Source organism: Cupriavidus sp. IK-TO18, from assembly GCF_015549295.1.
GTDB lineage: Bacteria > Pseudomonadota > Gammaproteobacteria > Burkholderiales > Burkholderiaceae > Cupriavidus > Cupriavidus oxalaticus_A.
Genome location: NZ_JADGMP010000018.1, coordinates 175,005 through 189,194 on the forward strand (window position 1 = coordinate 175,005; position 14,190 = coordinate 189,194).

Genomic DNA, 14,190 nt, shown 5'->3' on the forward strand with positions numbered 1-14,190 from the left:
ATACTGGTGATTGTTTCGATATGTCATAATCGGCCTGATCATGTCCATTCCGCGCCGCGTACCGCTCGACCTGCTCGAATACGAGGGGGACCGCCAATTCGCCACGACGCTGGCGCGCGGGATCGCGCTGTTGCGCTGCTTTACGCCGGAGGAGCCGGTACTGGGTAACAAGGAACTTTCGCGCCGGCTGGAGCTGCCGGTGGCGACCATTTCGCGACTTACCTACACCTTGGTGGCGATGGGCTATCTGGCACAGGACGAGCCCCACGGCAAATACCGGCTCGGAAGTGCGGTGCTCGCGCTGAGCTACCCGCTACTGGAATTGTTCACGATTCGCCGGCGCGCACGACCCTACCTGCTCGAACTTGCCGAAAGTACGGGAGGCTCGGTGTCGATCGGTATCCGGGACCGCCTCAGCGTCGTCTATATCGAGGCAATACGCTCGCACCACCACAAGGTTTATCCACTGGATGTGGGGACGCGGCAGTCCCTCGCCGGGACCGCGATCGGGCGAGCTTACCTGATGTCATGCGCGCCATCGGAGCGCGAGGCCTTGATGAACCAGTTGCGGGTCCGCGCGCCGGAGGAGTGGCAGCGGCACCAGGCGGAGTTACGCCGCAACATGGCCGAGTATTCGCGCTGGGGGGCTTGCGTGTCGGTCGGCGAAATCTTCCCCGATGTGCAGGCGGTGGCCGTGCCACTCGGCCGGATTGATCGCGGTGAGCCCGCCGCGCTTAACTGCGCGTTCCAGGGACGTCCACTGAACCGATCCTGGCTGCTGGAAGAGATCGGGCCGAAATTGCAAACTTTGGCCCGTCAGCTGATGTGAGACCAGGCGAGGCCAGCCGCGCCTTGCCGTGTCTATTATCCCTCTCCGCGCCAACCAAACGGGCCGACTTCTTGCACCAGCAACTCGCCCAGTTCCGCGCGACGCTTCGCCGGCATCCTCGAGTTGATCGCCGCGATACTAATCCCTGCATAGCTGTTGCGGGTGAGCGCGAACGCGCATCCTACACCGCTCATTTCGACATGTGGATCCGCCGACTCCGAGTAACCGAGCTTTCGTGCGCGTGCGATTAGCTGGCGCAGCTGGGTTGCGCTGATACCGAGCCGGCTGTACTCCTTGCCATTTCTTGCCAGCATTTGCGCAATCTCTTCATCGGGCAGCATCGCCATGATGGAGACACCCACTGCGCTGGTGGCGAGCAGGCGCCGAATGCCGACTTGCACGATGAAGGCCTTGACCGGATAGTCGCCCTCCTCTCGGCACAGGCACACGGCGAAATCACCGCTGCGCACGAGCAGGAATACCGTGTCACCGGTCTGGCGGGCCAGCCGCTGCATCAACGGGCGAAAACGATCGCTTACGCTGGACAGCCCGGCGGACGAGAACCCCCATTGCAGAGCCTCGATTCCGAGCCGGTAGAGCTTAGTGGTACCGATGCGCTCGACGAAGCCCTCTTCGATCAGACACATCAGCAGACGATGCGTGGTCGAGCGATCAAGTCCTGACACCTCGATCAGATCGCGCAGCCGAATGCCGGAGCCATGGTTGGCGCCGACATGCCGGAGCAGCGACAAGGCTCTGGCTGCACTTTGCGTGCCGGACACCGGGGTAGCAACGACATTTTTCTCATCCATTGAGCAAATATATCAAATTCCGCTTGTACGGCGAAAGTCCTTCCCTTGTAATCGCGACAAACGGGGGCCACCGGTCCGCTGACACGAGCAATCGCGCGATGATGGGAATTCGGTGAACGTACTGTCATGGCAAGCAGGGAACAACGCGCGACGCCCCGACTTTAGTCAACGGAGACTGCATTGGAACGCATCAGACTATGGCTGCTACCGGGCATGATGAACACGGCCCGCGTATGGGATCCTATCGCCGCCGAACTCGCCGACGTGGCGGATGTCCACATTGCAGATCTGAGCTGGCAGACCAGCATTGCTGAGATGGCGCGGAGCGTGCTGGCGCAGCAGCAAGGGAGCTTCGCGCTGGCCGGCTTTTCGATGGGAGGCTACGTCGCGCAGGAAATCGTGGCGCAGGCGCCATCGCGCGTGTCCCACCTCGCGCTGCTCGGTACGTCCATGCGGCCCGAGAGTCCAGAACAGACGGCCGGCCGCAAGGCGCTGCTCGACGCAGTCGAGACGGATTTCTCGGCGCTGACACACAAACTGCTGGCGCTTAATCTCCATCCCGCGCAGGGCCGGGACAGCGTCCCGGCCCAAGTGCTGCGCACGATGTTCGAAACGCTTGGTCCCGACGTCTTCGCTCGTCAGATCCGCGCCATCACGTCCCGGCACGATACGCGTGCTGCGTTGCTTGCGGCGCAGATGCCAGTCGCCGCCATCTGCGGACGCGAAGATCGCGTTGTACCGCCGGCGTTGTCTGCGGAAATCGCCGCGCAGGTACCCGGCGCCAGCCTGACCTGGATCGAGCAGGCGGGACATATGGCGCCGCTCGAACAACCCTCAGCAGTTGCCAGCGCTTTACGGAAGTTGCTGCGGGTGCGAGGCGCCGCGTAGTGCCGCCGTTTTCTCGACATACGAGATATTTTCCAGATTGATCTGGATAGACAGCACAGCAAGCACTGTAATTCAACTGTAAAGACCCTCGCCCGCGGGGCTAGCAGCATTCGATAGCAGCAGAATTCGCGGGCGCGAACCACGCAGGACCAGCGGCCAGTCATGGACGACAGCCGGCAATTCAACCGATAACGAAAAGAGGAATCCAGATGGTCGCATCCACACTTTCCGCCGAACAGAAGAAAGATGTCTTTAGGGAAATGAAACAAGCCTGGGAAGCAAAGGATTGGCAAAAATGCGCCAGCCTGATCGCCCCGGACGGCGTGCTGCACTCTGTGATGCTGGACCCTTGCGTGGGGCGGCAAGCATTCTTAGAGCGCATCGAGAAAGCGGCCAAGCCTAACAAGCATGTCAAGCTGCATATCCAGCGCATGGGTACTGCCGACGAGGCGCTCATCGTGGAGCGGATCGACGAGATCATCATTGACGGCATTGGCCGTTCGGTTCCGACGGTCGGCATCCTCGAGTTCGAGGGCGCGCTGATCTCGCTGTGGCGGGAGTACTACGACCGTCCGACGCTGCTGAAGGCCCTCGGCCTGAGCGCCGATCCTCACGCGTAAGGCTGATCCGCGGCACCGCACAACGCATTCCAGCTCAACTATCCGTTCCAGTATCATGGCCAAGACCCCACTCAAAAAGATCATCGCGTTCTATTGCCGCTTCACACCGAGCTACAGTGCGATCGGCTATCACGTGCGCCGCATGTTCTGGCGCCGGATCAACCCGGATTTTCGCGGGCAAACCTGGCTGGTCACCGGTGGCTCGGAAGGGATCGGCGCCTCCGCTGCCAGGCAAGCCGTGGCGGCCGGCGCTACCGTCATCTGCGTGGCGCGAGACACCGCCAAGCTGAAGGCGTTCGCCGCCTCGGTGACGCGACCGGAAGCGATACAGATCGAGACAGCGGACTTCTCACTGCAGGCTGACGTCTGGGCGCTGGTTGACCGCCTGGAGCAGCGCGGGGTGCGCATCGATGTGGCGGTCAACAATGTGGGCATCCAGAAGCGGGACCAGATCATCACCCGAGAGGGGCTCGAGACCTCGTTTGCCACAAACGTTCTCGGCCATTATCTGCTATTGCGCGAATTGCTGGGACGCAAGATGCTGCGCGACGATGCCACCGTGATCGAGGTGGCGTCGGGCGGCATGTACAACCACGCGATGGTGGTCGACGATCTCAATATCACCGGCCCCGGCTATCTCGGCGTGCGCGCCTACGGCCTTGCTAAGCGCGCGCAGATGATGCTCATGACGCATTGGCGTGCGGCCTTCGCCAACACCGGCAAGTGCTTCTATGCGATGCACCCCGGTTGGGTCAATACCGCCAGCGTCAACCGCTCGATGCCGCGCTTCGTCGCCATTCTCAAGTCCGTGCTGCGCGACCATCAGAAGGGCGCCGACACCATCGTCTGGTTGGCCCACCGCCGGCCGGAGCAGGTACGCCCCGAGGCGATCTGGTTCGATCGCAAGGAGCGGCGCCCACATATCTACGCACATACACCTAAGTCCACTGCGACACCGTCCGATGTGGTGGCCAAACTCGAATCGCTGGTGCTTCCGCGCGGCGATTATGAAACTGTGAACTTGGCGTCAGTGAATTCGGTAGAAGTCTAAGGCTATGCTGAACAAGCCGCGTGAGTTGGTGCGTTCAGACTGATAAGAACGTGTGCGGGCGAAAAACTCGGCTCTGATGACGAGAATTTTCCTACCGCATCCCCAAATGGGGCGTGTTGGCGGAGCACTTGCCCCACATTCGCCCTTTACGGACGGACTGCTCCCATCAAATGCCCTCGGCTGAGGTACAGATTGGCCAGCGCCAGGGCCGTGAAGGTCCGGCCCGCATTCTTCTTCAAGCCACGGCAGCGTACTTTGGTGAAGCCCCACAGGCGTTTGACTACGGCAAAGACATGCTCGACCCGAGCACGGATCTTCGATTTGTTGCGGTTCTTCCCACGTTGCACTTCGTCAATCTGCCCGTTCTTGCGCGTACGCTGATTGGTGAAGTCCTTGGCGCGGGGCGCCTTGGACGCGATCAGCGCCTGCTGACTGGCGTAGGCGCTATCGCCATAGACTCGCTGCTCCTGCCGATCGTCTCCATCGTCGCCAGAAAAGCCTCGCGTCGCGTTGGCTTGCGGTATTGCTCGAATCCTGCCCCTTGATCTGCACCCGCCGCCAACGTCATCTGCTTCATGTTCATCTCTTCGCGCTCGTGATTCTTCAGATAACGCTTACTCTCACGAACTGGAGGACTTTATCAGCATTGCCTTAGATCTGCCCGACCGGCTTCATCCGGAGGACATAGCGCTGCGTGCCGGACGAGGCGAGGGCTCTCCGTGTAGTCCGAATGTGAGGATTCGGTTCTGGACTATCATGCGCAGCGATGCGGGAATGCGTTTAGCACAAATTCAGGATTTCGCGAGCCTGGGCTGCGGTCGCGACGGGGCGACCATACTCCTCGCAAAGCTCGGCAACCTGGCGCACAAGCGCGGCGTTGGACGGGGCGAGCGTATTCTTGTCCATCCGCACGTTGTCCTCGAGCCCGGTGCGACAGTGCCCCCCTAGTTCGAGAGACCAGCGAGCCATCGTCAGTTGATTTCGCCCGATGCCCGCGCCGGTCCAGGTCGCATCGGGCGATAGGCGATTAAGGGTACGAACGTAGAATTCAAGCACTTCGCGATCGACCGGCATTGCGTTCTTGATGCCCATGACAAATTGGATATGCAGGGGACCGACGATCGCGCCGGCTGCCTGCATAGCTGCGGCCTGGAAGATCATCGACAGGTCAAACGCCTCGACTTCGGGCTTGATGCCGTAGGTTTTCATTTCGGCAGCGAGCCAGTCGACCAGGTCGGGCGAATTGTCATAGACCCGGGTCGGGAAGTTGACGGAGCCGGTTGCCAAGGATGCCATGTCCGGCCGCAGGGATAGCATGGCACCTCTCTCATTGCCGGCCCCAGAGCGGCCGCCGGTGGACACCTGGGTGATCATGCCCGGCGCGTGCTTGCGAATGCCTTCCAGCACCAGGGCGAAACGATCGGGATTTGACGTGGGAGTTTCGTCATCGTTGCGTACGTGAAGATGGACTAGGGTCGCGCCGGCTTCGAATGCCGCATGGGTCGATTCCACCTGCTCGCTGACTGTGATGGGTACAGCCGGATTGTCTTTTTTGCGCGGCAGTGATCCCGTGATGGCAACAGAAATAATGCAAGGCTTGGTCATGCTTGATCTCAGTAGGTTGGGTTGTGCGGACGCGGTATTGCTGGTGCCTCCAGGGTCAGCGAGAGGGCGACCTCTGCACTGGTTTGGCACCGTCCAGAACGATCGTCCGTTCTGAATCCGCTGCGCCCTGGCTCGACCTGCTGTCGATCACCGATGCCGACCGCTTGTGGTCGATCAGCAGCACAGCCAGCACTGCGATGACAGCAGGCACTGCCATTGCAGCGAAGTTCTGCTGGAGTGGCAGGGACATGCTTACCAGCACGCCGATGACAATGGGCGCCAGGATCGCGCCGCTTCTGCCGACACCGGATGCCCAGCCAATGCCCGTGCCCCGGACGGTAGCCGGGTAGTACTGCCCTGCATAGGCGTACGTCACAATCTGCGTGCCGATCGTAGACGCTCCGGCGAGCGCAACCACGAAGAACAAGGCCTCGGTCGACATCTTGTAGCCAAGTAGCGTGATAGACACGGCAGCAAGTGCGTACATGCCGACCAGCACGTATTTGATATTGAACTTGTCTGCGAGCCAACCGCCTCCGATTGCGCCGGCCATCGCGCCAAAGTTCAACACCAGGACGAAAGTCAGTGCCGAGCCGAGGCTATAGCCGGCGCCAGCCATGAGTTTCGCGAGCCAGGAACTCAATGCATAGACCATGAACAAGCACATGAAGAAAGCGACCCATAGCATCGTGGTGCTGAAACCCCGGCCATCACGGAAGAGCATACTGATGGGAGCGCTGGACCCTTTCTCGGCCTGCGGCAAGTCGAACCGGTCTGTCATCTGGGCGCGGTAGGTGGGGTCCATCTGGACCAGGACCGCTTTGAGCGTGTCCAGACGATTACGCTGGATCAGGAAGGGCAGTGACTCCGGCATCAGCTTCAACACCGCAGGGATGATAAGTACGGGAACGCTCGCAGCCAGGAATACCGATTGCCAACCGTACGTCTCGATCAGTGATTTGCCCATGATTGCCGCGAGCATCCCGCCTACGGAATACCCGCTAAACATCAGCGTAACCATGGTTCCGCGAATCTTGCGCGGCGAGAACTCTGTCATCTGTGCGACGACATTGGGCATCACACCGCCGATCCCCAATCCGGCAAGAAACCGTGTCATGCTGAACGTGATCGGATCATGTGTCATTCCCGCCGCAGCAGTAAAGATGCTGAAGAGCGCAATACAGACTGCAATGGTTTTGGGCCGGCCAATGCGATCGGCAATAGTACCCATGATGACTGCGCCGAACATCATGCCGAACAGCGCGGAACTGATCATGAAGCCGGCGCTGGTCGCATCGACGCCCATGTCTTTCATGATGGATGGGAGCGCAATGCCCACGACGGCAAGGTCATAGCCGTCAAAGATGATGATGAGCGCGCACCAGAACAACAGGCCAGCGTGGAATCTGTTGAATCGCGCATCGTCTGCGAGCTTGTGAACGTCAATCTGACGCATGCTTTGTCTCCTCGATTGTTTTTGGAATGGTTGCGACGTTCTCCGCAGCATCTGCGGTGCACGCGCGCGCCTCCAGCGCTCTGAGCCTCAAGCGTTCGAGCTTGTTATTGCCGTCCTGGTCAGCGTGGGCAGGAATGTGGACCGCCGCCATCCCGGCTGGGGCAGTGGCTCTCCGTTAGCTCACTGCCCCATCTCCTGTCGTCGCTTCTTCGATGAGTGCTAGCCGTTGTCGCCGCCCGCAACCGGCAGCACAGCGCCTGTGATGTAGCCGGCTTCGTCAGAGGCAAGGAAAAGAATCGGCGCGATTTGTTCGTCAAGCGTGCCGTAGCGTTTGAAGAAGGTGGATTCAGTCACCTGCATCACCGCCTCGCTCATCCAGGCCTTCTCTTGCTCGCTATCTCCAATCGCGTTGCGAGGCACGCGCCGGGGAGGCGCCTGGGTTCCACCGGGTGCGGCAGCGACCACACGGATGTTGTGCTCGCCATACTCCATCGCAAGCGACTGGGTGAGCGCGTTGACGCCGCCCTTTGCAGCCGAATACGGCACGCGACGGATGCCGCGCGTTGCATTCGAGGAAACGTTCACGATGGACCCGCGTCCTTGAGCAAGCATGTGCGGAAGCACCGCGTGGCAGCCGTACAAGGTCGGCATGAGCGAGCGGCGGATCTCCGCATCAATCTGAGCCGGTTCGAACTCGGCATAGGGCCGCATGCGAATGGCCCCGCCAACGCCATTAATCAAAATGTCAATTCGGCCAAACGTCTCCACAGCGAAAGCCATCGTGGAGGCTGCGCCTTCATAGGTCTCGAGGTCGGCAATAAAGCCGGCAGTGTCGGCCCCAACCGCTTCCGCTGCGACCTCGGAGACGAAGTCGGCGCGATCGACAAACAGAACCTTCGCACCTTCAGCCGCAGCGCGTAGCGCGACGCCGCGTCCGATACCTTGGGCGGCACCGGTGACCACCATCACCTTGCCTTCGAATCGCTTGCCGCTCATGGGGTCACCGGGGCTGCGTTGGGCGTGAACTTCTCGTAATGGAAGCTGTTGGGCTTCACGCCGTTGTCGTCGAAATACTTGCGGACCGCGTCGACCATCGGCGGCGGTCCGCACAGGTACACGTCGACATCACCATCGTTCAGACATTCCGCCGGCATGTGCTGGGTCACCCAGCCCTTGCGGGGATGGCTCGATTCTGCTTCTGCAACCACGGTACTGAACGTAAAGTTCGGCAACTTCGCGACGTACGCCTCGATAGCCTCAACCTGGACCAGGTCGAGGTCTCGTGTCACGCCGTAGATGAGATGCACCTTCTGCTCCGAGTTCGCGCGAACCAGGACCTCCAGCATCGACAGGAATGGTGCCAGGCCCGTGCCGCCAGCCAGGAACAACAAGGGACGCTCCACTGCCCGGAGGTAGAAGCTGCCCAGGGGCCCCGTCAGTTGCACTTTGTGGCCTGGCTGCGCCGATTCGAGCCAGGTGCTCATCACGCCGCCAGGGATCTTTTTGATCAGGAAGCTGATTTTCGGTGCGCCCGGCGCGGACGAGAAGGAATACGAGCGATGTTTTCCGCTGCCGGGGACATCGATGTTCACATACTGGCCAGCGAGGAAGACCGGAGGGATGCTGTCCACGTCCAACTCTAGGACCACCGCCGCATCATTGTGCTGTTCGACTTTCGTGACCGTCGCAGCGAATTTGCTTTGCTCGGTTTTGCACATCGTCGACGATGCCGGCACTGCGATAACGCAGTCACTTTGCGGCACCATCTGGCACGTGAGCACGAGACCGCCGGCTTTCTCGTCGTCGCTCAACGCCTCCTCAATGAAGTCGTCGCCCAGGTCGTAGCTGCCACTCTCGGCGCGGCACTTGCAGGTGCCACACACGCCGTCGGAGCAATCCATTGGCAGGTTGATCTTGGCGCGAAACGCGGCATCGAGAACCTTTTCGCCGGCCTTGCATTCGACAAAGCGGGTCACGCCGTCTTCAAAGTTCAGTGCGATGTTGTAGCTGGACATGTTAACTCCTGCGTCCTTTCTCATTCCTACCGATGGCAATCAGACGTGGTAGACGTCCAGCACCTGGCGGATGTAGTCGTTTTTGAGCGCAATCTTCTTGCTCGAAATCAGCAACCGATCGTCAACTTTGCGGAAGGTGACGCAGGCGGTGCCGAAGTACTGGTCCGTGACCTTATAGCGATGGCTCAACGTGTTGAAGTTGTATCGAACGTCGACTTCGTTATCCCGCTCCGCCAGCACTTCGATATTGGTGACGTTGTGGCTGGTGCGCGGCTCCGGCATCGACGCGCTGCTGCGCTCGGTTCTGATACGGAACACCCGGTCTTCCAGGCCGCCGCGGTCCGAGTAGTACATCAGAGAGATTTCGCTTTGCGGGTCTTCGGTAAGCTTGTCATCGTCATCCCAGGCCGGCATCCAGTAGGTGACGTCTGCTGTGTAGCAAGCCAACCACTCGTCCCACTGACGATCATCCAGAAAGCGCGCCTCTTGATAGAGCGCGCTACAGACCTTTTGATAATCGATGCTCATACGGCTGCCTCCGCCTGTTCTTTGCGCAGGGCTTCGCGCATCACCTGCACCCAGTATTCGTGTTGAACCACAAAGAGACCTTCATCTTCGCTGCGCTCGCCAGAGATGAGTGGGTTCAAGCCCATGCCCTTCGCATTCGCGTCAGGTCCATGGACCCACAACGGTGCACCGCGCGACATGTCGTTCCACATCGACGTCGTGCTGGCGTAGCCCGCCTGGCACGCACGGAACTCTTCGAGGTCGTCGCTGGTGCCCATGCCTGAGACGTTGAAGAAGTCTTCGTATTGACGAATGCGGATCGCGCGGCTCTCTGCGCTTTCGCCCTTTGGTGCGAAGCAGAAGATGCTGACTTCTGTCTTGTCGACACTGATCGGACGGACGACGCGAATCTGGGTACTGAACTGATCCATCAGGAACACGTTCGGATACAGACACAGGTTGCGCGTCTGATTCACGATGTACTTCGCCTTGTCTTCGCCAACGCGCGCTGCGATTTCGTCGCGATGTTGATAGACAGGACGCACTTCAGGATTCATCGTGTTGGTCCAAAGCAGGATATGGCCATGCTCGAAGCCATACACCCCCGCAACCGACTTGCTCCAACCATTTGCATCGACGGCCTTGGTGCCTTCGACATGGCGGCGCCCCATCGTTGCGGCATAGTTCCAGTGCACGGTGCTGACGTGATAGCCGTCACAACCGTTTTCCATCTGCATCTTCCAGTTGCCGTCGTAGATGTACGAAGAGTTGCCTCGCAACACTTCGAGACCGTCCGGCGCCTGCGAGACGATTTGGTCAATGATGATCTTGGTCTCGCCGAGATAGTCCTCGAGCGGCATCACGTCTTCGCTCAGGCTACCGAACAGGAAACCGCGATAGTTCTGGAAGCGCGCAACCTTCTTCAGGTCGTGCGATCCCTGTTTGTTGAACTGCACCGGATACTCGGTGGTCTTCTCGTCCTTTACCTTCAGCAGCTTGCCGGCGTTCGAGAAGGTCCAGCCGTGGAACGGGCAGGTGAAGCTGCCTTTGTTGCCGTGCTTGCGGCGGCACAGCATGGCACCCTTGTGGGCACATGCGTTGATGACCGCGTGCAACTCACCGGCCTTGTCACGCGTGATGACAATCGGCTGACGACCAATCCACGTCGTGTAGTAATCGTTGATGTTCGGTACCTGGCTTTCGTGCGCGAGGTAGACCCAGTTGCTCTCGAAGATGTGCTTCATCTCGAGTTCGTACAGATCGGCGTTCGTGAAGATGTCTCGGCGACAACGGAAAACACCATTTTCCTTGTCGTCCTGGACGGCGTTGCTCAGCAAATCGTCCAGTTGCCGTGCTTTATCGATAGTTGCGGACATGAGTCGTCTCCCTATGCGGGCTTCGTGGTCAAGCCCTTGCATCGGTTCAGAGAATTCGTGCGGGGAAGCTGGCGGCCTGGCGAGTGAGGCCGCCGCGTGAGGGGGTTACGCCGTGGCGGAAGCGCGCGGGCGATTCACAAGCTGGTTGTCCTTGCCTTGCACCAGCGGAGTCAACTCGATGTTGAATTCGATTTCCTTGTACGCGTCGCCCTTGAGGCCCAGCGCGGCACCGCCCGTTTTCTCGACAACGTGCGGCACAAGCTCTTCGCGCGTCGCATAAGCGAAGTCGTCCCAGATCAGCGGGTCGCCTTCGATATTGATCTGCGTCGTGAGCTTGCGAGTCTTGTCGCTCGTTACGAAGAAGTGTACGTGCGCCGGGCGGTTGCCGTGGCGGGCAATCACGTCAAGCAACTGTTGCGTCGCGCCTTGCGGCGGACAACCGTAGCCAACGGGCATCAGCGTGCGGAACTCGTACTTGCCGTCAGCCCCCGTCTTCACCGCGCCGCGAAGGTTGAAATCGTCCTGGGCGCCGGTCGGGTCGAAGTGCGAGTAAAAGCCCTTGGAGTTGGCGTGCCAGCATTCGACAACCGCATCGGCCACGGGCTTGCCGTCCGGTCCGGTCACCGTGCCACGGATGATGAGCGGACCCGCGTCTTCGTCGGCATTGAGATCAATCTTAGAGACACCAGCTCGCACCGGGGCGCCCGCAACATACAGCGGGCCTTCAATCGTGCGCGGCGTGCCGCCGTGGATGTCAGCTTCACGGTCCTCTGCATCCATGCGGATGTCGAGATACTTCTCGAGGCCAAGGCCCGCGGCCAAGAGGGCCGCCTCACCATCTTGCCCAAGCTTGTTGAAGTAATTCACGCCGGCCCAAATCTCGTCGGGCGTCATGTCTAAATCGTCGATGGCCTTGAAGAGGTCGCTCAGCAGACGATGAGTAATCTGCTTGGTACGAGCGTTGCCATCGTGGCTTCCCAGATTAGCAGCGGCCTTCAGCAGGTCCTGCACTTCCTTCGAGTCGAACACTTTGACACTCATGTCTGCTCCTAAGCTTTCTGTTTTGGTGGGGTAAACCCTTGTTTCAGGTAACTCTAAACTTACTCAGAAGGTATAATGTGACCGTGAAACAGAGCGTGATGGCAGAATAGAGGACGGCAAACCGGTCAGTCCAACACTGTTTTAGTATGGAATCATATCTGGGAGGTATTGTATGGAGCTGCGACATCTTCGCTACTTTGTAGCGGTTGCCGAGGAGCGCAACTTCACGCGCGCAGCAAAGCGGCTTCATATCGCGCAGCCGCCATTAAGCCGCCAGATACAGCAGCTCGAAGAAACGTTGGGGGTCCAGCTATTCGAACGAAGCTCTCGTCCGCTTAAGCTCACCGAGACAGGCAAGTTTTTTTACTCGCACGCAGTACATCTCATTGCGCAGACGAACGAGTTGGAATCCATGACAAGGCGCGTTGGCAGTATCGAGCGCAGTCTGTCCGTCGGCTTTGTGGGGTCCACGCTCTACGGCATGCTTCCAAAGATCATTCGGCGATTCCGGGACGAGAACAAGTCGGTCGAGCTCAGCCTCCACGAGATGTCGACGATGGACCAGATTCGCGCGCTCAAGGACGGACGTATCGATGTAGGGTTCGGTCGGATTCGACACGAGGATGCGAACATCCGCCGGGTGATTCTCCGCGAGGAGAAAATGATCGTTGCACTTCCCGTCGGTCATCCGCTCTCCACGTCGAAGCCGGTGCTCGCGCTTCGAGACCTCATCTACGAAACGCTCATTGTTTTTCCCAAGGCACCGAGGCCAAGCTACGCTGACCAGGTTCTTTCGGCTTTCCAGGAGCGAGCCCTTACGCCTCGGCGCATCTATGACGTGCGCGAGTTGCAGATTGCATTGGGGCTTGTCGCGGCGGGAGAAGGGATTGCGGTCGTCCCGAGCAGCGTCTATGGGCTCAAGCGCGACGACGTGAGCTACATGGAACTGGATGACCCAACCCTCACGTCGCCCATCATCATGAGTATGCGTGCGATGGATGAGTCGCGTGACATCAAGGAGATGCTGGAAATGATCTATCGGCTGTACGAGGAAGAGGGGATTCCCCATGTACCTCGCACGGATAAGGGGGCGTAAGGCATTTCATCATGGGGTTTACGTTGTTGGATCTAGACAGCTGAATATTGCGCGAGGCATTTCCCGCCGACGACGCCATCGTCGATCATGTGTCGCTGGTACCGGTCTGCCGAGTACCGTCATTGGCTGACTCGTAGGTTTGGTAGGTTCTTTGGTAAATGGGCGAATGCAGCAGTATCCATGAGCGGCTGCAGTAGACTGGTAAAGACCCCTGCGCCGGCCAGCGTCGGCAGCATGTACGCCTCGACGCCGTAATGGCGCGCGTTGGCGGCGGCCATGATGATGAAGCTACAGATCGATGCACAGAGTGGCATCGAACGAAGCATGAGTGCCCCCGGTTTTCAGAAAGCATTTGACCTTTGGAGTCTCGAGGGTTGAGGGCAGGGATTCATTTACTGGCGGCCGCATCGGCGTAGCGCATTTGGCACGAAATGAGTGCGGCCGCTCAGTCCCGCCCCGTCAGAGTTCCGAAATTACTACTCACAAAATTGAAGTAATATCGGTACGGAGACTAACAAGAAAATCGCTAATATTTTAATTTACAACGTCTTTGGAACAGGCCCGGAGGGAGGACTTTTACTTCACTTCACGCCAGGCTACCGAGCCAACCGCCAAACGCTTCGTCGTCGAATGGACGCGGAGCAACGGGCCAAGGCCTGACACCCTCAGGAGAGCAGGGTTCGCACGCCGCGGACAGCCATCAAGGCGCTGCGATTGGCCCTTCTTCGATTGAGGATCCTTGCCCCTCCCTATCAGCAAGCCACAAGTTTAGGTGAAAGTAGATACAACTTCAGGTATGCAAGCGGCCCTCACAATGGCGCTCCTCTTTAGAACCATGAGGTGTTCTGTCCAGCGCGGACACGTCTGGTTCATGCTGCAGCTAGTCGACTGAGG

The 14,190-nt window shown here is 59.4% G+C and carries 14 protein-coding genes and 1 pseudogene; 5 read left to right on the forward strand and 10 right to left on the reverse strand.

Going from position 1 to position 14,190, the window contains the following annotated elements; genetic code table 11:
- The first annotated feature begins 40 nt into the window (after positions 1-40).
- Positions 41-829, forward strand: coding sequence for an IclR family transcriptional regulator (locus IPF36_RS16200; protein ID WP_133092680.1), 789 nt, complete (start codon positions 41-43; stop codon positions 827-829).
- Between the two features lie 35 nt (positions 830-864).
- Here the strand turns inward: IPF36_RS16200 and IPF36_RS16205 are convergent, their stop codons facing one another.
- The gene (locus IPF36_RS16205) at positions 865-1,641 is read right to left on the reverse strand and encodes an IclR family transcriptional regulator (protein ID WP_133092681.1); all 777 of its coding nucleotides are present in this window, start codon (positions 1,639-1,641) and stop codon (positions 865-867) included.
- Between the two features lie 180 nt (positions 1,642-1,821).
- On the opposite strand from IPF36_RS16205, the gene IPF36_RS16210 reads away from it, so the two are divergent.
- From IPF36_RS16210 to IPF36_RS16220, 3 genes are all read left to right on the forward strand, one after another.
- Entirely contained in the window at positions 1,822-2,529 is a 708-nt protein-coding gene (locus IPF36_RS16210) for an alpha/beta fold hydrolase (RefSeq protein ID WP_133092682.1), read from the forward strand.
- A 209-nt stretch (positions 2,530-2,738) separates the two neighbouring features.
- Positions 2,739-3,149, forward strand: a complete 411-nt coding sequence (locus IPF36_RS16215; RefSeq protein WP_133092683.1) for a limonene-1,2-epoxide hydrolase family protein — start codon at positions 2,739-2,741, stop codon at positions 3,147-3,149.
- A gap of 55 nt (positions 3,150-3,204) precedes the next feature.
- Positions 3,205-4,200 (forward strand): SDR family NAD(P)-dependent oxidoreductase, encoded by a 996-nt coding sequence (locus IPF36_RS16220; RefSeq protein WP_133092684.1) that lies wholly within the window; start codon positions 3,205-3,207, stop codon positions 4,198-4,200.
- Positions 4,201-4,346: 146 nt separating this feature from the next.
- Here IPF36_RS16220 and IPF36_RS16225 read toward each other — a convergent pair.
- From IPF36_RS16225 to catA, 8 genes and pseudogenes are all read right to left on the reverse strand, one after another.
- Positions 4,347-4,670: pseudogene (locus IPF36_RS16225) on the reverse strand (transposase); the annotation flags it as partial.
- A gap of 310 nt (positions 4,671-4,980) precedes the next feature.
- The gene (locus tag IPF36_RS16230; RefSeq protein WP_133092685.1) at positions 4,981-5,805 is read right to left on the reverse strand and encodes a 3-keto-5-aminohexanoate cleavage protein; all 825 of its coding nucleotides are present in this window, start codon (positions 5,803-5,805) and stop codon (positions 4,981-4,983) included.
- A 55-nt stretch (positions 5,806-5,860) separates the two neighbouring features.
- A complete protein-coding gene (locus IPF36_RS16235; protein ID WP_133092686.1) occupies positions 5,861-7,261 on the reverse strand; it encodes an aromatic acid/H+ symport family MFS transporter in 1,401 nt (466 codons plus the stop codon).
- A gap of 219 nt (positions 7,262-7,480) precedes the next feature.
- Positions 7,481-8,257: a benzoate diol dehydrogenase BenD gene (benD, locus tag IPF36_RS16240; RefSeq protein ID WP_133092687.1), complete on the reverse strand. Its 777-nt coding sequence runs from the start codon at positions 8,255-8,257 to the stop codon at positions 7,481-7,483.
- On the reverse strand, positions 8,254-9,276 hold the full coding sequence (gene benC / locus IPF36_RS16245; RefSeq protein WP_133092688.1) for a benzoate 1,2-dioxygenase electron transfer component BenC: 1,023 nt from the start codon (positions 9,274-9,276) through the stop codon (positions 8,254-8,256). Before benC ends, benD begins: the two co-directional genes overlap by 4 nt.
- Positions 9,277-9,315: 39 nt before the next feature.
- Positions 9,316-9,804 carry a benzoate 1,2-dioxygenase small subunit gene (benB, locus tag IPF36_RS16250; protein WP_133092689.1) on the reverse strand — a complete coding sequence of 163 codons (489 nt, stop codon included), beginning with the start codon at positions 9,802-9,804 and terminating at the stop codon, positions 9,316-9,318.
- Positions 9,801-11,159 (reverse strand): Rieske 2Fe-2S domain-containing protein, encoded by a 1,359-nt coding sequence (locus IPF36_RS16255; RefSeq protein WP_133092690.1) that lies wholly within the window; start codon positions 11,157-11,159, stop codon positions 9,801-9,803. The genes benB and IPF36_RS16255 overlap by 4 nt, the downstream gene beginning before the upstream one ends.
- Positions 11,160-11,264: 105 nt before the next feature.
- Positions 11,265-12,200, reverse strand: a complete 936-nt coding sequence (gene catA, locus IPF36_RS16260) for a catechol 1,2-dioxygenase (RefSeq protein WP_133092691.1) — start codon at positions 12,198-12,200, stop codon at positions 11,265-11,267.
- Between the two features lie 172 nt (positions 12,201-12,372).
- Here catA and IPF36_RS16265 point away from each other — a divergent pair, with 172 nt between their 5' ends.
- A complete protein-coding gene (locus IPF36_RS16265; protein WP_135706900.1) occupies positions 12,373-13,296 on the forward strand; it encodes a LysR family transcriptional regulator in 924 nt (307 codons plus the stop codon).
- 119 nt (positions 13,297-13,415) lie between these two features.
- Here IPF36_RS16265 and IPF36_RS16270 read toward each other — a convergent pair whose 3' ends face one another.
- On the reverse strand, positions 13,416-13,622 hold the full coding sequence (locus IPF36_RS16270; protein WP_133092693.1) for a hypothetical protein: 207 nt from the start codon (positions 13,620-13,622) through the stop codon (positions 13,416-13,418).
- Positions 13,623-14,190 lie beyond the last annotated feature (568 nt).